This is a genomic window from Anaerotignum sp., from assembly GCF_051877975.1.
Taxonomy (GTDB): Bacteria; Bacillota; Clostridia; order Lachnospirales; family Anaerotignaceae; genus Anaerotignum_A.
In genome coordinates this window covers 1-16,835 of sequence record NZ_JBJEJK010000024.1, presented here as the reverse complement: position 1 = coordinate 16,835, position 16,835 = coordinate 1, and the positions used below count along the sequence as shown (strand labels likewise).

20 protein-coding genes are annotated in these 16,835 nt (G+C 47.1%); 9 read left to right on the top strand and 11 right to left on the bottom strand.

What is annotated here, in order from left to right; all coding sequences use genetic code 11:
• Positions 1-209: 209 nt before the first annotated feature.
• A complete protein-coding gene (gene spoIIID / locus ACI39P_RS04235; RefSeq protein ID WP_439719454.1) occupies positions 210-467 on the bottom strand; it encodes a sporulation transcriptional regulator SpoIIID in 258 nt (85 codons plus the stop codon).
• Between the two features lie 149 nt (positions 468-616).
• The gene (locus ACI39P_RS04230; RefSeq protein WP_439719453.1) at positions 617-1,180 is read right to left on the bottom strand and encodes a Maf family nucleotide pyrophosphatase; all 564 of its coding nucleotides are present in this window, start codon (positions 1,178-1,180) and stop codon (positions 617-619) included.
• 217 nt (positions 1,181-1,397) lie between these two features.
• On the opposite strand from ACI39P_RS04230, the gene ACI39P_RS04225 reads away from it, so the two are divergent.
• The 5 genes from ACI39P_RS04225 to folK are packed head-to-tail and all read left to right on the top strand — an operon-like array spanning position 1,398 to position 5,486.
• Positions 1,398-2,693: a glutamate ligase domain-containing protein gene (locus ACI39P_RS04225; RefSeq protein WP_439719452.1), complete on the top strand. Its 1,296-nt coding sequence runs from the start codon at positions 1,398-1,400 to the stop codon at positions 2,691-2,693.
• 3 nt (positions 2,694-2,696) lie between these two features.
• On the top strand, positions 2,697-3,254 hold the full coding sequence (gene folE, locus ACI39P_RS04220) for a GTP cyclohydrolase I FolE (RefSeq protein ID WP_439719451.1): 558 nt from the start codon (positions 2,697-2,699) through the stop codon (positions 3,252-3,254).
• Positions 3,255-3,266: 12 nt separating this feature from the next.
• Positions 3,267-3,806, top strand: a complete 540-nt coding sequence (locus ACI39P_RS04215) for an HD domain-containing protein (protein ID WP_439719450.1) — start codon at positions 3,267-3,269, stop codon at positions 3,804-3,806.
• 14 nt (positions 3,807-3,820) lie between these two features.
• Positions 3,821-4,630: a dihydropteroate synthase gene (gene folP / locus ACI39P_RS04210; RefSeq protein WP_439719449.1), complete on the top strand. Its 810-nt coding sequence runs from the start codon at positions 3,821-3,823 to the stop codon at positions 4,628-4,630.
• Positions 4,631-4,649: 19 nt separating this feature from the next.
• Positions 4,650-5,486, top strand: coding sequence for a 2-amino-4-hydroxy-6-hydroxymethyldihydropteridine diphosphokinase (gene folK / locus ACI39P_RS04205; protein WP_439719448.1), 837 nt, complete (start codon positions 4,650-4,652; stop codon positions 5,484-5,486).
• Positions 5,487-5,734: 248 nt separating this feature from the next.
• Here folK and ACI39P_RS04200 read toward each other — a convergent pair whose 3' ends face one another.
• Positions 5,735-6,484 (bottom strand): carboxymuconolactone decarboxylase family protein, encoded by a 750-nt coding sequence (locus ACI39P_RS04200; RefSeq protein ID WP_439719447.1) that lies wholly within the window; start codon positions 6,482-6,484, stop codon positions 5,735-5,737.
• A gap of 40 nt (positions 6,485-6,524) precedes the next feature.
• Positions 6,525-7,499 carry an alpha/beta fold hydrolase gene (locus ACI39P_RS04195; RefSeq protein ID WP_439719446.1) on the bottom strand — a complete coding sequence of 325 codons (975 nt, stop codon included), beginning with the start codon at positions 7,497-7,499 and terminating at the stop codon, positions 6,525-6,527.
• Positions 7,500-7,652: 153 nt separating this feature from the next.
• Between ACI39P_RS04195 and ACI39P_RS04190 the strand changes: the two genes are divergently transcribed.
• The 3 genes from ACI39P_RS04190 to ilvN all read left to right on the top strand — a co-directional run bounded on the left by ACI39P_RS04190 (position 7,653) and on the right by ilvN (position 10,663).
• A complete protein-coding gene (locus ACI39P_RS04190; RefSeq protein WP_439719445.1) occupies positions 7,653-8,093 on the top strand; it encodes a MerR family transcriptional regulator in 441 nt (146 codons plus the stop codon).
• A 353-nt stretch (positions 8,094-8,446) separates the two neighbouring features.
• Positions 8,447-10,120 (top strand): biosynthetic-type acetolactate synthase large subunit, encoded by a 1,674-nt coding sequence (gene ilvB / locus ACI39P_RS04185; RefSeq protein ID WP_439719444.1) that lies wholly within the window; start codon positions 8,447-8,449, stop codon positions 10,118-10,120.
• A 3-nt stretch (positions 10,121-10,123) separates the two neighbouring features.
• Positions 10,124-10,663: an acetolactate synthase small subunit gene (ilvN, locus tag ACI39P_RS04180; RefSeq protein ID WP_439719443.1), complete on the top strand. Its 540-nt coding sequence runs from the start codon at positions 10,124-10,126 to the stop codon at positions 10,661-10,663.
• A gap of 47 nt (positions 10,664-10,710) precedes the next feature.
• On the opposite strand, the gene bsh is transcribed toward ilvN, so the two are convergent.
• The 3 genes from bsh to ACI39P_RS04165 all read right to left on the bottom strand — a co-directional run bounded on the left by bsh (position 10,711) and on the right by ACI39P_RS04165 (position 13,350).
• A complete protein-coding gene (gene bsh / locus ACI39P_RS04175) occupies positions 10,711-11,667 on the bottom strand; it encodes a choloylglycine hydrolase (protein ID WP_439719442.1) in 957 nt (318 codons plus the stop codon).
• A gap of 129 nt (positions 11,668-11,796) precedes the next feature.
• Complete coding sequence (locus ACI39P_RS04170) at positions 11,797-12,861, bottom strand: stalk domain-containing protein (RefSeq protein ID WP_439719441.1); 1,065 nt, start codon at positions 12,859-12,861, stop codon at positions 11,797-11,799.
• A gap of 9 nt (positions 12,862-12,870) precedes the next feature.
• Positions 12,871-13,350, bottom strand: a complete 480-nt coding sequence (locus tag ACI39P_RS04165) for a C-GCAxxG-C-C family protein (RefSeq protein WP_439719440.1) — start codon at positions 13,348-13,350, stop codon at positions 12,871-12,873.
• Between the two features lie 142 nt (positions 13,351-13,492).
• Between ACI39P_RS04165 and ACI39P_RS04160 the strand changes: the two genes are divergently transcribed.
• Positions 13,493-13,693 carry an ATP-binding protein gene (locus ACI39P_RS04160; RefSeq protein WP_439719439.1) on the top strand — a complete coding sequence of 67 codons (201 nt, stop codon included), beginning with the start codon at positions 13,493-13,495 and terminating at the stop codon, positions 13,691-13,693.
• A gap of 92 nt (positions 13,694-13,785) precedes the next feature.
• Here ACI39P_RS04160 and ACI39P_RS04155 read toward each other — a convergent pair whose 3' ends face one another.
• From ACI39P_RS04155 to ACI39P_RS04140, 4 genes are all read right to left on the bottom strand, one after another.
• Complete coding sequence (locus ACI39P_RS04155) at positions 13,786-14,985, bottom strand: pyridoxal phosphate-dependent aminotransferase (protein WP_439719438.1); 1,200 nt, start codon at positions 14,983-14,985, stop codon at positions 13,786-13,788.
• Positions 14,986-15,505: 520 nt separating this feature from the next.
• Positions 15,506-16,105, bottom strand: coding sequence for a hypothetical protein (locus ACI39P_RS04150; protein WP_439719437.1), 600 nt, complete (start codon positions 16,103-16,105; stop codon positions 15,506-15,508).
• A complete protein-coding gene (locus ACI39P_RS04145) occupies positions 16,102-16,317 on the bottom strand; it encodes a hypothetical protein (protein ID WP_439719436.1) in 216 nt (71 codons plus the stop codon). The genes ACI39P_RS04150 and ACI39P_RS04145 overlap by 4 nt, the downstream gene beginning before the upstream one ends.
• Positions 16,318-16,367: 50 nt before the next feature.
• Complete coding sequence (locus ACI39P_RS04140; protein WP_439719435.1) at positions 16,368-16,637, bottom strand: branched-chain amino acid ABC transporter permease; 270 nt, start codon at positions 16,635-16,637, stop codon at positions 16,368-16,370.
• Between the last annotated feature and the right edge of the window lie 198 nt (positions 16,638-16,835).

Below are 16,835 nucleotides of genomic sequence, written 5' to 3'. Positions count from 1 at the left end.
ACTGCCATCTACTGAACGGCAGGAATTAAATTTGCGAAAAATTATTGACACTATCGATCAAGGCAACGTTAAAGGGCTTGCCGCCTGCAATTGACAGACAACAAGCCCTATTCGCTGCTTGCACAATATAAAATTCAAAATATCCTCTAACTTTTTCAAGTCTACTTCAAGCCCTGCGGCATAGCCTCTCCTTTTGCCGGCATCGGCTGTTATTTTCCTTTGCTGTGCAGATATTTTTCTCTCGTTGCCAAACCGCCCCGAATATGCCGCTCCGCTTTGTTTACCTCCAAAACCGCACGGACGGATTTCGCCAATTCCGGGTCAATGCGTTCCACCCGGTCAGTGATGTCTTTATGCACCGTAGATTTGCTGATGCCGAATTTTTTCGCTGTTTCTCTCACTGTTGCATTGGTGTGTATCATAAATTTCGCAACCTCAACCGCCCTTTCCTCGATATATGTCTTCAAACCAAGCACTCCTCTAAGTTTATCTTGGTTATGTATATGCCGTGGCAAGGCCAGTTATGAAACTGCCATTCTCCAATAAAAAAATGTCGAATATCCCCTTTTCTGTATCAGATGAACAGAAAAAAGGAGAGGATTCCTTTTTCTCAAAGTCACATCAGCTTCTTCAATTCCTGATAAACTCTGCCGATGGGCAGGCCCACCACAGTATAATAATCCCCTTCAATCCCCTTCACATGGATGGCAAAATCCCCTTGGATGCCATAGGCACCGGCTTTATCCATCGGGTCGCCGCTGGCGATATAAGCATTGATTTCCCCATCGGACATAGGGTATAGGTATACATCTGTTTTTTCCGCAAAGGTGATGCTTGCCGGCCGGTTTCCCGTACGAATAATCGTCACACCGGTATAGACCTGATGGCAGTCGCCGGCGATGCTTTTCAGCATCCCATAGGCATCCGCCGCATCCTTCGGTTTCCCCATGATGGTTTCCCCTTTGGCAACGATGGTATCCGCTCCGATGATGATACATTCCTCCGTCTGCTGTGCCGCAATTTCCCGGGCCTTCTGCCGGGATAATTCCATTACGATATCCCCAGGGCTTTGTTTTGTGATACTCTCTTCCCCCTTGGCAGGGATGACAGCAAAAGGCAAGCCAATCTTTGCCAATAATTCTTTTCTTCTGGGAGAGGCCGAAGCCAAAATCAATTTCATATTATCCTCCTGCTGGTACTGTTTTTTAAGGATATTCTACCATAAATAAAACCAGAGAACCATCTTTTACCGCAAATCAGATTCAGCTCCATTTTTTGAAAACAGAGAAATATCTTTCAATGGAGCCGTTCATACTTTTTTTGTATGATAAACTGTGCTACAATGAAAAAATGTTGGAAAACAGTTCCAATCAAACTAAAATGGAAAGGATAACAGGATGTTATACGAAGAAGCAAGGGTATATTTGGATCATGTATCGAAATACGGAAGTGTACTTGGTCTTGACAGTATAAAGAGCTTGTTGGAAGAGCTGGGAAATCCGCAAAAAGATTTGACATTTATACATATAGCAGGTACCAATGGAAAAGGTTCGATACTGGCGTATCTGTCCCAGATCCTGACGGAAGCAGGATACCGGACAGGAAGATATATTTCTCCCACAGTGATGGAATATCTGGAACGGTTCCAGATTGACGGGAAATATATGGAAGAAACGGAATTTGCAGAGATTACCGCGGACGTAAAGCGTGCGGCAGAAAAGCTTGCAGAAACAGGGAAACCTTCCCCCACGGTTTTTGAGATGGAAACGGCAATCGCCTTTATGTATTTCAAAAAGCGGGCTTGTGATTTTGTCGTACTGGAAGCAGGCTTAGGCGGCGCATTGGATGCGACCAACATTATAGAAAATACGAAGGTATGTATCTTTGCTTCCATCAGCATGGATCATATCGGTGTGCTGGGCAATACGCTGGAAGAGATTGCGGAAAATAAAGCCGGCATCCTGAAAAAAGGCGCAGCAGCGGTGACCGGCAGACAGCAGGCCTGTGTGCTTAAGATTCTGCGGCAGAGGGCAGAAGAACTGGGCTGTCCGTTTTCCGTGGCGGAGGCCAAAGAAGCGCAGGTGATACAGAGAAGCCTGCAGGGGCAGTGCTTTTCTTATCAGGAATATGAAAAACTGGAAACTTCGCTGACCGGGCAGCATCAGATCGAAAACGCCGTTACCGTGCTGGAGGCAGTAAAGATCCTGCGCCGCCAGGGGGTCAGCATCAGCCAGGAAGCAGTCAGACAGGGATTGCAGCATACCCGATGGCCGGGCAGATTTACCGTATATGACGGAAAGCCTCTGGTGATCATTGACGGCGCCCATAATGCGGATGCAGCCAAAAGGCTGGCGGAAAATATAAATACGCTCCTGCCGGGCAGGAAACTGACTGCGGTGATGGGCGTATTTCAGGATAAAGAATATGAAAAAATCATTACAAGATTGGCACCGTTTCTAAACTTTGTGTATACCATCGATCTTCCCAACCGGGAAAGAACGCTGGAAAAAGAATTGCTCTGCGAAATGCTTCAGAAACAGGGCATAGAGGCAGAAACGGCAGAAAATACAGAAGAAGCATTGAGACTGGCAAAGCAGCGGGAACAAGAGGATGGAGCCGTACTGGTATTTGGTTCGCTCTCTTATCTTGGCGATATCATCCGACTGGAAGAAAGGCTGCAGAAAGGAAATTAAAAAATGATAGATAGAGAAAAAGTGGAACAGGCCATTCGTCTCTTGCTGGAAGGAATCGGAGAAGATGTAAACCGGGAAGGACTGGTGGAAACACCTGCAAGGATCGCCAGAATGTATGGCGAAATCTGCGGTGGTATGGAGGAGGACGCCGGGGAGCATCTGAAAAAAACCTTTACCGCAGAAAATAATGAGATGGTCGTAGAAAAAGATATTACTTTTTATTCCCTGTGTGAACATCATATGCTGCCATTTTACGGGAAAGTCCATATTGCGTATATCCCGGATGGAAAAGTGGTGGGCTTAAGCAAGCTGGCAAGAACCGTAGAGGTTTATGCCAGAAGGCTGCAGCTGCAGGAACAGATGACAGCACAGATCGCTGATGCGCTGATGCAGCATCTAAACCCCAAGGGCGTGATGGTTATGGCGGAGGCAGAACATATGTGTATGACCATGCGGGGCGTGAAAAAGCCGGGAAGCAAAACCGTCAGCATTGTGACCAGGGGAGAATTTGAAGATAATGAAAAGCTTCAGAACATGTTTTTCCGAATGATAGAACGATAGGATGGCAGCAGTATGTTTATGGAAAGAAAGCAGAAAGAACTGCAGAAGATGGAACGGGTGCAGGCAATTTACCGGCATCCGTATTTTCAAAAATGCCTGGAAAAGAACCGGAAGGCAGAGGAAACAAGAATATTCTGCAAGCATCATCTGGAACATTTTCTGGACGTGGCCAGGCTTGCATATATCTTCTCCATGGAAAGAGGATATCCCATCCAAAAGGAAGAAATTTACGCAGCTGGGCTGCTGCATGATATTGGAAAATGGCAGCAGTACAGCGACGGGACGCCCCATGAAAAGGCAAGTGCTGACATTGGGGAAAAAATCCTCCGGGAAACAGGATTTGAGGAAGCGGAGAGAAGAAGAATCCTCACGGCAATCCTGAGCCATCGAAAAAACAGGATGGAAAGTGACACAGCAGAAAGCATGGCCGGAAAACAGCTGGCAGAGGTTCTGTATGATGCAGATAAGCTTTCACGTGCCTGCTACCTGTGCCCCGCAGAAGGGGAATGCAACTGGAGCGAAGAAAAGAAGAATTTAAACATCATCTGGTAAAGAGGGAGACAGCATTGAAGATAGGAAACAGAGAATTTGATACAAAACACCATACATATATTATGGGAATCCTGAATGTGACACCGGATTCCTTTTCCGACGGAGGCAAATGGAATGCTTATGATGCAGCCATGCGTCATACAGAAGAAATGCTCAACAGCGGCTGTGATATTCTGGATATCGGCGGAGAATCCACCAGACCGGGGCATCAGCAGATCAGCGAAGAAGAGGAGATCAGCAGGGTGGCGCCTTTGATTGCAGCGGTCAAAAAGAATTTTGACGTGCCGGTTTCTGTGGATACTTATAAAAGCAAAGTCGCCGAGGCTGCCCTTCAGGCGGGGGCGGATATGGTCAATGATATCTGGGGATTTCAGTACGATGAAAAGATGGCACCGCTGGTTAAGAAGTATGACGCGGCCTGCTGCCTGATGCATAACCGAAATCAGGCCGTATATCAAAACTTGATCGAAGATATGTATCAGGATCTGAAAAAATGTGTGGCTGCGGCAAAAGCAGCAGGCATTGCGGATGATAAGATCATGCTGGACCCGGGGATCGGTTTTGGCAAAACTTATGAAATGAACCTGGATGTGATGAAGCATCTGGATCGATTTCATGACCTGGGATATCCCATGCTTCTTGGAACATCCAGAAAATCCATGATCGGGCTGACCCTGGATCTTCCGGTGACCGAACGGGAAGAAGGAACCCTTGTGACAACTGTGATGGCGGTACAATGCGGGTATGGGTTCGTCCGGGTACATGACACAGAGAAAAACCGCAGGGCAATTCTGATGACAGAAGCGATTTTGAAACGGGCATAAAAGCAGGGAGCAAAGCAGAATGGACAAGATAAAGATTAAAAATCTGGAGGTATTCGCCAATCACGGCGTATTTCCCGAAGAGACAAAATTGGGACAGAAATTTCTGGTCAGCTGTGTGTTATATCTGGATACCAGAAAAGCCGGGAAAACAGATTCTCTGGAAGCATCCGTCAATTACGGCACTATCTGTCAGCTGATCACAGAGCAGATGAAAAAGAATACTTTTCAGTTAATAGAAGCCGTGGCAGAACAGCTTGCGGAAGAAATCCTGAAATTTGACGAGAAGATTCGTCAGGTAGATGTAGAAATTCAGAAGCCCTGGGCTCCCGTTGGCCTTCCCCTTGATACTGTTTCTGTGGCGATCCGCCGGAAATGGCATGAGGCATACATAGCAGTTGGCTCCAATATGGGAGAGAAAAGAAAATATATCGAGACAGCCCTGGAAGGATTGCGGCAAACGGAAGGATGCCGGGTGGAAAAGGTATCTCAGCTCATTGTGACAGAACCTTACGGCGGCGTGGAGCAGGATGTATTCCTGAATGGAGCGCTGAAAATCTCCACCCTCCTTACCCCGTCGGAGCTTCTTTCCCGGCTCCATGAACTGGAGCAGGAGGCCGGAAGAAAACGGCTGATCCACTGGGGGCCAAGAACGCTGGATCTGGATATTCTGCTGTATGATGATGAAATCATAGAGGACGACACCCTCTGCATCCCCCATGCAGATATGCAGAATCGACAGTTTGTATTGGCACCAATGGCAGAAATTGCGCCTTACAAGAGGCATCCCCTCTATGGCAAGACGATGACAGAAATGCTTGCGGATTTGGAAAAAGCAAACACAGACATCCTGCCTTAACCTTTTCAAACGGCCCTGCACAAATTGACAAGCAGAGCAAATTGATGCCCATGGGTCCATTTTCTCTGGGTCATCTGAATATTGTTTTCCTGAAAAACCTCCGTGTTATTTTCTTTGCGGCTGCAATTTTATGATAACACAGAGGTTTTTTATTCTCATTGCGCAAAACCTATCCCCCCAGGCCATTCGGAAGTTTTGAGAAACAAAAACCGGTTCATAAAACTCTATGAACCGATTTTATTCACTGCTTATTCTTTTCTTTCCAAATTGCGATAGAACTCATCTGTCACAGGTTCCAGCCACTGGCTGGAGGTTTCCTCGCCAGGACATTCCACCGCTAAATGGCTGAACCAGCTATTGGCCTTTGCCCCATGCCAGTGCTTCACGCCAGCCGGGATCGTCACCACATCCCCCGGCTGCAGGCTCTGGGCTTCCTTGCCCTCCTCCTGATACCAGCCTTCTCCTTCCACACAGAGCAGCAGCTGACCGCCGCCTTTTTTTGCACGGTGAATATGCCAGTTGTTGCGGCAGCCCGGCTCAAAGGTCACATTTGCGATAAATACGGTTTCCTTTGGATCCGTTAAGGGTTTTAAATAGCTGTTCCCGATAAAATATTGGGCAAAAGCCGTATTTGGCTCGCCCTGCCCAAAAAAACCGCCATGTTCTTCTTTGCCGCAGTCATCCTCATAAACTTCCTTTGCCATGCGGAATGCGGCCCATGCGTTTGGCCAGCCTGCGTAAAAAGCAAGATGTGTCAGAATTTCCGCCATCTCTGTTCTTGTTACGCCATTTTGACGGGCAGTGGATAAATGATAGCCCAGGGAACTGTCTAGGATTCCCTTGCTGATGAGAGCTGTGATCGTCACGATAGAGCGCAGCTTCAAGGAGAGCTGCCCCTCCCTTGACCAAACCTGACCAAATAATACATCATCATTCAATGCCGCAAATTGCGGCGCAAATGTATTTAAGGCATCTCTGCCGGCTGTTTGTGTTACCATTTGTTTTCCTCCATTCCAATACATTTCAGGCTCTTTTCAATCACTTCATATTTTCTCTGAAAAATGCTTCCATTTTATCAAAGGGGATGATCTCCGTCTTATCATATAAATCCGTATGTACTGCTTCCGGAATCAACAGCAATTCCTTATTTTCGCCTGTCAGCTTTGCGAAAGCATCTTTGCTGAAATAGCAGGAATGGGCCTTTTCCCCATGCACCAGCAGCACCCCACTGCGGATTTCATGGCTATACTGCAGGATAGGCATATTTAAGAAGGACAGGGAGGAGGTCACATTCCAGCCATCATTGGAATTCAAAGAACGCTTATGATAGCCACGGTCTGTTTTGTAGTAATTATAATAATCCTTTACAAAGAAAGGCGCATCCGCCGGCAAAGGATCCACCACGCCGCCGGCTCTCTGATAGGCGCCGGTTTTATAATCGATGGTCCGCTGGGCATTCAGCGCCTTCCGTTTTTCAAAACGAGCCTCTTCACTATCTTCGGCATCGAAATAGCCCTTCGCATTGACACGGGTCATATCATACATCGTAGCAGCCACTGTGGCTTTGATTCTGGTATCAAGGGCAGCCGCATTCAGGGCCATGCCGCCCCAGCCGCAAATGCCGATGATGCCGATTTTTTCCGGATCAACCTGCTGCTGGACAGACAAAAAATCTACCGCTGCCTGAAAATCCTCTGTGTTGATATCAGGAGAAGCCACATATCTGGGGCTGCCGCCGCTTTCGCCGGTAAAAGAAGGGTCGAAGGCGATGGTCAAAAAGCCTCTTTCCGCCATGGCCTGGGCATACAGCCCCGCGGACTGCTCCTTTACCGCCCCAAAAGGACCGCTGACCGCCAAGGCAGGCAATTTTCCTTCCGCAGTTTTGGGTTCATATAAATCTGCCGCCAGGGTGATGCCATAACGGTTGTGAAACATAATTTTTCTGTGATTTACTTTATCGCTTTTCGGAAAGGTCTTATCCCATTCCTCTGTCAAATGCAGTCTTTCTTCCATTTTCAAATTCCTCCTTATTTTATTGCCGCCATATATGTTGATTGACAATTTTTTTCATTTATGATACTGTTATGGTAATACCTAAACTTAACTTTAAGTCAAGATATTTTTTATTTTTCTTAAAAAAATTTCTCAGATCAGGAGGGAGTTCTTATGTATACCATCGGACAAATCTCAAAACTGTTTCATCTGCCTGCTTCAACCCTGCGCTATTATGATAAAGAGGGGCTCTTCCCCCATATGGAGCGTTCCTCCGGTATCCGCAGATTCGGCCCCCAGGAAATAGAAGCCCTGCGGATCATTGAATGTCTGAAAAAGTCCGGCTTGGAAATCAAAGATATCAAACAATTCATGGAATGGTGTTCCCAGGGAAGCAGCACCTATTCCCAGAGAAGGGAGTTATTTCTGCGTCAAAAAGAAATCGTAGAAGGGGAAATTCGCAAAATGGAAAAGGTTCTGGATATGATTCAATTCAAATGTTGGTATTACGAACAGGCCATGCAGGACGGAAATGAAGACCGCCTGAATGAAATGCTGCCGGATCATCTGCCGGAAGAAATACAAAAACTCTATGACCATGCCCATGAGGATTGATTCTATCACAAAAAATAGCAAAAGACCTTGCACTTGTCCAAAAATTGTGCTAAATTAAATACAATATCACAATGTACAAAAGAAAAAACAATTTACTAAAGAGGAAATTCTATGAAACACTTATTTGTATCTGAAAATTTGGTCGTTCTCCACGGTGGTGTCCTGCTGCTCGTCTTAGCAGAAACAGCAACGCTTTGAGTGATGCCCAATTTCAGATATCAGGTGATTCATTTGGAAACGACAGCAACCTCTTTTCCCTATCCCACAATATCTATTCCGGCAGCCACTCGCTGCCGGATTTTTTACTTTTACGAAAGATGAGATGTAACAGAAAACACAAAGGAGAGATTTGTATGGAACTGACAGGCGCGGAAATTTTAATGGAAACCTTACTGGAACAGGGAACCGACGTAATCTTCGGCTACCCCGGCGGTACTGTGTTGGATCTATATGAGCAGATCTATCAAAACGAAGGGCGTATCCGCCACATTCTGCCTTCCCATGAGCAGGGCGGCATCCATGCGGCAGACGGCTATGCCAGAGCCACAGGAAAAACAGGCGTTGTGCTGGCCACCTCCGGCCCCGGGGCTACCAATCTGGTCACAGGCATCGCCACAGCATATCTGGATTCTGTCCCCTTGGTCATCATCACGGGGAATGTTCCCACCGATCTGATCGGACAGGATAATTTTCAGGAAGTAGACGTTTTCAGCCTGACTTATGGCATTGTAAAACACAGCTACCGGGTTGCCCGGGTGGAAGAACTGGCAGACGATATCCGGGAGGCCTATGCACTGGCGGGCTCCGGCAGACCAGGCCCCGTCCTTATTGATATTCCCAAGGATGTACAGCAGAAAAAGACCAGCTTCACCCCCCAGCCCCCTGTAAAACCCCGCCCTGTCCCCTCGGAATATACAGAGGAAGAAATCAAAAAAGCCGTAACTATGATGGAACAGAGCAAACGTCCTGTCATCTATTGCGGCGGCGGCGTGATTACAGCCGGTGCGGATAAAGAAATCATGGAACTGTCCAAACGGCTGGATGCCCCCATCTGCTATAGCCTGATGGGTCTGGATGCCGTTGCGGCCAGCTTCCCTGCCAGCCTGGGTATGTCCGGTATGCATGGACGCTATGCCTCCACAAAGGCAATCGCCGAATGCGACCTGCTCCTTGCTGTAGGGGCTCGTTTCAGCGACCGCGCCGTAGGCAATAAACAAAAATACGCAGAAAAAGCAAACATCATTCATATTGATATCGACCCTGCGGAAATCGATAAAAATGTGACTGTAGACCTGCCCCTTATCGGCGATGCAAAGGAAATCCTGGGCAAATTTTTGCAGTCTGTAAAAGGCGGCGCAAAACCCCATTGGCAGGCAGCCATTCAGGAAATGCGTGCCTTTGAAGCCGCCCACGAGACCCAATTCAAAGGCCCCCTGACCCCCTTTGAAATCATCGATCAGGTAAGCCGGAAGATGCCCAAGGATACCCCGATCGTTACAGACGTTGGGCAGCATCAGATGTGGGTAGCCCAGCGGTATCCCTTTGAACAGCAGCGCACCTTCCTGACCAGCGGCGGCCTTGGCACCATGGGCTTCGGCATGGGTGCTGCCAACGGCGCCGCCATCGGCACAGGAAAGCGTACCGTCCTTTTCACCGGCGACGGCAGCTTCGCTATGAACTTTGCGGAGCTGGGCACTGCCGTAACAGAAGGCCTGCCTGTTATCGTCATTCTGATGAATAACGGGGTTTTAGGCATGGTGCGCCAGCTGCAGGAATTTTTCAGCAATGCCCATTATTCCCAAACGACGACCTACCGGAAAACGGATTTCGTGGCATTTGCCAAAGCCATGGGCGCAGAAGGATACCGGGCAGAAACCCCGCAGCAGCTGGAAACAGCCCTGACAGAAGCCTGCCAGGCAGAAGGTCCTGTGGTCATCGAATGTATCATAGATCAGGACGATCTGGTCTATCCCATGGTACCCACAAATAAATCCATCGATGAAATCATTCTGCAGGGAGGTCGTTAAGCAATGAAAAAATATATGATTGGACTTTTGGTAAACAATAAATATGGCGTACTGACCCGTATCGCTTCGCTGATTGCCCGCCGGGGCTACAATATTGATACCCTGACTGTTGGGGAAACGGTAGACCCCAGCATTTCCCGTATGACCATCATGATCACGGGAACCGACCACGACAGAGACCAGGTCATCAAGCAGCTGCGAAAGCTCCATGATGTGCATTTTGTAAAGGAAATGGTACGGGGTGCTTCCGTATGCCGGGAACTGGTGCTCATCAAAGTGGCCACCAATAAAACCACCCGTCAGGAAATCATCGATGCAGTCAATGTTTTCCGTAATAAAATCATTGATTACTCTGCTACTTCCATGACCATTGAAGTTACCGGGGAAACCACCAAGCTGGATGCTTTCATCGACCTGATGAAGCCCTATGGCATTTTGGAAATGGGCCGCACCGGGGTGGTATCCCTGAAAAGAGGCGATGAATGCCTGGATGGGACCAATATCGATAACTTTAAGAAACCAAAGCGCAGCAGAAAAAAATGATATACAAAAAGGAGCCTGTTTCAGGCTCCTTTTTTTCGCAGATATTTTTATTTTCCTTCCTCCATAGGATAGGAGATCAGGCGATTTCCCTCCAGATCCTCTTTGTACAGTTCCACCGCTGTGATGCTGTAGTTATCATAGGTCTTATAATAATAGATGCCCTTATCCAGATTGCAGCAGGAAGAATAAATGGTAATTTCATATTTTCCCTCACCCAGGTGGCAGCAGCCCCGCTGCTGTTCCACAGCCCCAAGGATATGAAAGAATTGGCTGACGCTTTCCCGTTCGCTTTCCCCGGAAAGAGAATTCAGCTTCACAAAGGCCGCCCGAATAAAACGAGAGGAAGAGCTGAGATCCCCCGGCAGGCCAAAGCCGCCCATGCCGCGGCTGAAGGACTGAATCTCTACCTGATTGCCAAAGCGATTGACCGCAGGCTCTGCTGTCACATTCATATATTGGCTCAGATTTTGCAGATGGAAAGGAAAGGGCGGGTTATTGGTCAAAACACCCACGGGATTCTCATAAACATGAAGCCCATCGGCCATGGCTTCCACGGTGATGCTTCTTTCCCCATCAGCAATGATCCAATGAAGCTGGCTGTTGGGCAGGGCATCGCTGAAGGGCTCATCGGTTATATTGATGCGCTCCAGCAGCTTTTCCGCCTCTGCCACCGTTTCACACTGCCCCAAAATCCACAGCAGAAAGGCCCAGTTGGGGATATTATCCTTGCCTTCCTTGGGCTTTTGATAGACGGCATTTCCCCCGAACATTAGCCCCGCCATGGCAAGCCCCTTTTCATTGACAGCATCGTAATAAAGGGGGCAGCCTTCGGCAACGTGAGCCATGCCGATCATAGCATGATGCTTTTCCCATTTGACTCCATTGGGAAAAGCAATGGGGAAATTGCGGGGGGTGATGGTCACGCTTTCCCCATAGGAAAATTCAAAATCCAGATTTCGACCGAAATAATGGTCTTTGGTATGATAGGTCACTGCAGTACACATGAAAAAATTCCTCCTTCTGTAGGCTCTTTCTAGTTTCCGCAGACAATTTTCGTTTTATGCAAGAGGGGCGCAATACCGCGCCCCAAATCATAAAAATCTATCGTCCTGCAAAATTTGATTGCTTTTCTGTTAAAATTGATAGGTGATTTCAAAGGACACCGCCCCCGTTTCCGGAGGAGCGATGATACCAGGAGACAGATAAAAGGCAATGCCAGTTTCCGTCAGGTAAAAATCCACTTTATCCAGATTCTTTTCCAATCTGCTTTCCGCTGTGCTGTAAAAAGCATCCGGGTCTGTCTGGATGAGGGCGGCAAAGGACATCTGCCACAGATATTCCAAATCTTCCCTGCTATCCGAAACCAGATCGCTCAAAGCACACTCCTTCCCGCTGCTCAAAGCATAGGTATGAGAAAAATAAGTGACAGTATCCTGTTCTCCGTCATAAGTAGAGACAGAAGCCAAAAAAGAAGCATAGCCATCGGCAGCCCTCGTCAGGGCATAAGTACCCATATAATAATACGTTCTGAAATCATCGGGATTCTTTTCATATTCCTCCAGGGCCTTTTCCCCATAGGCCTGCAGGAACGCCTGCCCCTGCCCATAGGTTTCATTGGCCATGGCCCCATTGATCGCCGCTGCCCCTGCCCCTGCGGTCACTTCATCGCATCGCAGATCCACATTCAGCACAACGGTGCCGTCAGGCGCTTTCACTGTTTTGGAATAGCCGCCTTTTTGGGGGGTATCCTGCCCATTCCCGGAGGAAGACTGAGACGTATTCCCCACAGAAGTGATATCAATGACATAATTGATGCCATCCCAGCCCACTTCCGCGCCAAGACTTTCTGCCACTGCCCGCAAAGGCACCAATGTACGGTCATTGATGATCTGGGCAGGCACAGCCATCGTATAGGACAGCTGACCGTTTTTATATAACCCCGCTTCGCCAATGCGGAACAGGATCACATCTGTTCCATGGACGGCTGTTACGCTTTGGCTGGGCTCATCCCAGAATACTTCCGCATCCAGTGCTTCAAAAATTTTACGCATAGGCACCAAGGTACGGTCATCCTGAATGATGGGAGCCTGGTCAAAGCTCAGCTTTTCCCCATCTACATAGACAGTAATGGGCGGGTGGGCGAAGGCAGGCACGCAAAACAGCAAGGCCGCCAATAGCCCTAACAATACTTTCTTCATATTCTCACCTTATCTTTTGTTTTCTTCGGCATATTTAGCTGCCAGGCCGGCACAGTAGCCAATCATCTGCATACAGTTTTTCTTTCTTGCCTTACCCTCCCATTCACCATGGGGATTGCAAAGTTCGGAACAGATCAGTGTGCCGTATTCATCCTTGATCTCATTGACCATTTTGCCAACAACGCCATAAATATCCTGCAGTTCAGCGATTCTTTCGGGCATAGTTTCTTTTGCTGTGGGGTTTTCTCTGCCCACCATAGCACTCAACGCCATAACTGCCCCGGTGATGGCACCGCAGGTATTTTTTGTATGGCCCATGCCGCCGCCAAAGCCCGTTGCCAGCTTAATCACTTCCGCAGGCAAGCCTGTATCAAAATTGTGCATCATAGCTGTCATCACGCATTCAGAGCAGTTCAAGCCCTGCTTAAAGCCGTTTTTCGCATCCTGTTCCGCTTTTTCCACCAAGCTCAGTTCCTTCATTTCATCCATTTTCATTTCCTCCTTTTCTCTCTTTCCTATCAAAATCCATCTAAAACCAAGTGATAGTTATTTCATTCCTGATATGGTATTATCATATCACAAAAGCATAAAAAAGGAAATACGACAGAAATTGACAAAGGAGTGAAAAACCATGAAACGAATCGCTGCCATCCATCCCGAAAGATGCCCGCAGGATCATGCCTGTCCTGCTGTGCGGGTCTGCCCCGCCGGCGCGCTGACCCAGAAAAAACAGGAAGCCCCCACTGTCCATGAGGATATCTGTATTGGCTGCGGCCGATGCGCTATGACCTGCCCGAAAAAGGCGCTCTATATGACACAGCTTTTTGAATAAACGGCACAGCATTTTCCGCAAACAAAAAGGCACTCCTTTCGGAGTGCCTTTTGCGTGCATGCAATAGCTTAACTCAATTTATGTATATTGAATTATTTGCCGCCTTTTGCTTTGTATGCTTCGATACCTTTGCCCAGCAGTTCGATACCTCTAGCCATATCTTCAGCTTTCAGGATGTAAGCGATACGCAGTTCGTTTTTGCCCAGACCGGGTGTAGCATAGAAGCCTTCAGCGGGAGCGTACATAACTGTTTCGTTGTTTTCTCTGAATTCGTTCAGCAGGAACAGCAGCAGGTCTTCTGTGTTTTCAACGGGCAGTTTGCATGTGATGTAGAATGCACCGCCGGGTTTTTCACATACAACGCCGGGGATCTTCTTCAGAGCTTCGTAAGATACGTCTCTTCTGTGTTCATATTCAGCTTTTACTTCGTTGAAGAAGTCAGCAGGCAGTTTGTACATTGCTGTAGCGCCAACCATGTCCAGTGTAGGAACGCACAGACGGCCCATAGCGATCTTGAATACCTGTGCCATGAATTCTTTGTTTTTGCAAACCATGCAGCCGATACGAGCGCCGCAAGCGGAGAATCTCTTGGAAACGGAGTCGATGATGATAACTCTGTCTTCGATGTCAGCCAGCTGACCGAAGGATGTCATTTCTCTGCCGTCGTAAGCGAATTCTCTGTAAACTTCGTCAGCCAGGATCCACAGATCATGTTCTTTAGCGAAGTCAGCGATTACTCTCATGTCTTCTCTGGACAGGATGCAGCCTGTAGGGTTGCCAGGGTTAACGATGGAGATCATTTTTGTTTTGTCTGTTACAACTGCTTCCAGTCTTTCTCTGATTGCATATTTGTAACCTTCTTCAGCGTATGTTGTAACGGGTTTTACAACACCATCAGCAGCCTGGATGAATGTCAGGTAGTTTGTGTAGTAAGGTTCAGCTACGATAACTTCATCACCGGGGTTGATGATGGACAGGAATGTCAGTGTCAGCGCTTCGGAACCACCAGCTGTGATCAGAACGTCGTTTCTTTCCAGGTTCATATCGAATCTCTTGAAGTAGTCAACGATAGCGTCCTGCAGTTCGGGCAGACCCCAAGAACCAGCGTAAGCCAGTACTTTCTGGTCGAAGCCTTTTACTGCTTCCCAGAATACGGAAGGTGTTTCGATATCGGGCTGACCGATGTTCAGGTGATAGATTTTAACGCCTGCTGCTTCGGCTGCTTCAGCCATAGGGTTGAATTTTCTAATAGGGGAGTTCTGCATTGCCTGCACTCTGTCGGAAATTCTCATGTTTTTCACTTCTCCTTTTAAACTAATAATGATGTATTTGAAGAACTGCGTACTCTTCTCGGAGGACTTTTCCAAACCGCTGTAAGGCATACACACCGACCACATCCTGAAAAAAAGTTCAGTATGTATCCAAAAGCACAACGAATTTTGAAAAACCCGCATCCGAATACATTATCAGTATACCACTTTTCCTGAGAAAGGCAAGAGCTACTGTGAAAATTTCTACAAACTCATATATTTTTGTATAGTATTTCGTACATTTTTTTGTGAAATGAGAAAAAATGTCCAACTGATACTCGGAAAAAACAATGAATTAAACTGAAAAATAGTTCATTTTCTCTTTTTGTGATGAAGTAAAATATTCTTTTCTTGGCAAAAATGAAAATTAAACAATATTTTTCCTTTTTTTGGAGTTTCCTTTGTTTTCTTCGTATAGGAAAAAAAGAAAACAGGAACGTTATTTTTTTATTAAATTGGACGGAAAAAATCCCCTCTAAAAAGAAGGGATTCCCTTATTTTTTCACTTGTCTGCCAAAACAGGCATCTTTCCGCTGCTGCTGACAGACAGCCCCAAAACTTCCGCAATATCTCTGGTTTTCAGATAGGTGACGCCGTCTTTGCGGATCAGCTCCACAGTATATTCCTTTCCATTATAAAGGATAGGTTCTTTCTGTACCATTTCCTCTTCCTCGTAATGAATATCCTTTAAGCAAAACCAATGGGTGAAGCCGCTGCCTGCCACTGTGCTCATCCGAACACCATAGGGACTGCCATCAGCAGCAATATATTTGCCATCACCCATATAAATGCCGATATGCCCTTTTTTCCAGACTGCCGCGCCAATGGGCGCCTGATTGACAGTAGAAATCGGGAATATCTGCTCTGCCGTATCATGGTAGCCCTGGGAATTGCGCTGGATCCCTGTTCCCCAGGAAATCAGCCCGCTGCAATCCACACAGACCTGCCCAATCTTATTTTTATCACTCTCCCAGACCAATGGACCAAAAAGGATCTTTAATCGTTCATATTTTTCCTTTGTCAGTACGTCCCCCTTCATGCCGTAAACATAGGCCGTACCCAGTTTGCTTCTGGCGAAAGCTGCCAATTCCTTTCCTGTCATTCATTTTCCCCCTTTTCCGTTGTTTTTTCCGTGATTTTTTGATGCTGTGTCCCAAAATAAAAGGCGATGACGATGGAAAAAATATTTAAAAATTGCCCGCCGTCAATGCGGCCTTGCACAGCCAAAAAAGCAAAAACTACTGTCAGCACCACCGTTACAATGCTTTTCACTGTCAAAAGATTTCCCAGAATCTCTTTCCATTCTTTGCTCATGTTGGAATTCCCCCTTTTTTCTTGTCCTATTTTCTTCTTATGCCCTTGTCTCAATCATGTGCCGTTTTATTCAAATGTTTCTCCAGTTTTTGATAGGCATCACTGACATTTCCATTGGCACCCAACTGCTTCAGCCCGTCCAGCGTTGCCAAAAGCCCATAACACATGACACACTGCTCTTTTTTGATATTTTCAATTTCTATTTCCTGCTGCTTCTGCTGCTCCATCCAGCGAAAGCTTTTGTAGAGCAGCGCCCCCAAAGTGCCAAAGGCCCCGATAATGGTTGCCAGACGGATGATGGTATCTGCCGTAAGATACAAAAAAATCCCTCCTTTCTGTTTTTTTCTTCATCATAAAGGAAGGATCGTATGAAATAGTCTCAGCTTTTTTAAGGGAGCTCCTCCTTCCACTGGAAGCGGGCGGCGGCAAAGCCCGCGCCACTATGGCCCACAGGGTTCCCTTCTTTTTTAAATACAAAAAAAGAGACCATCCTTCGATAGTCTCTCTCTTTACGGAGA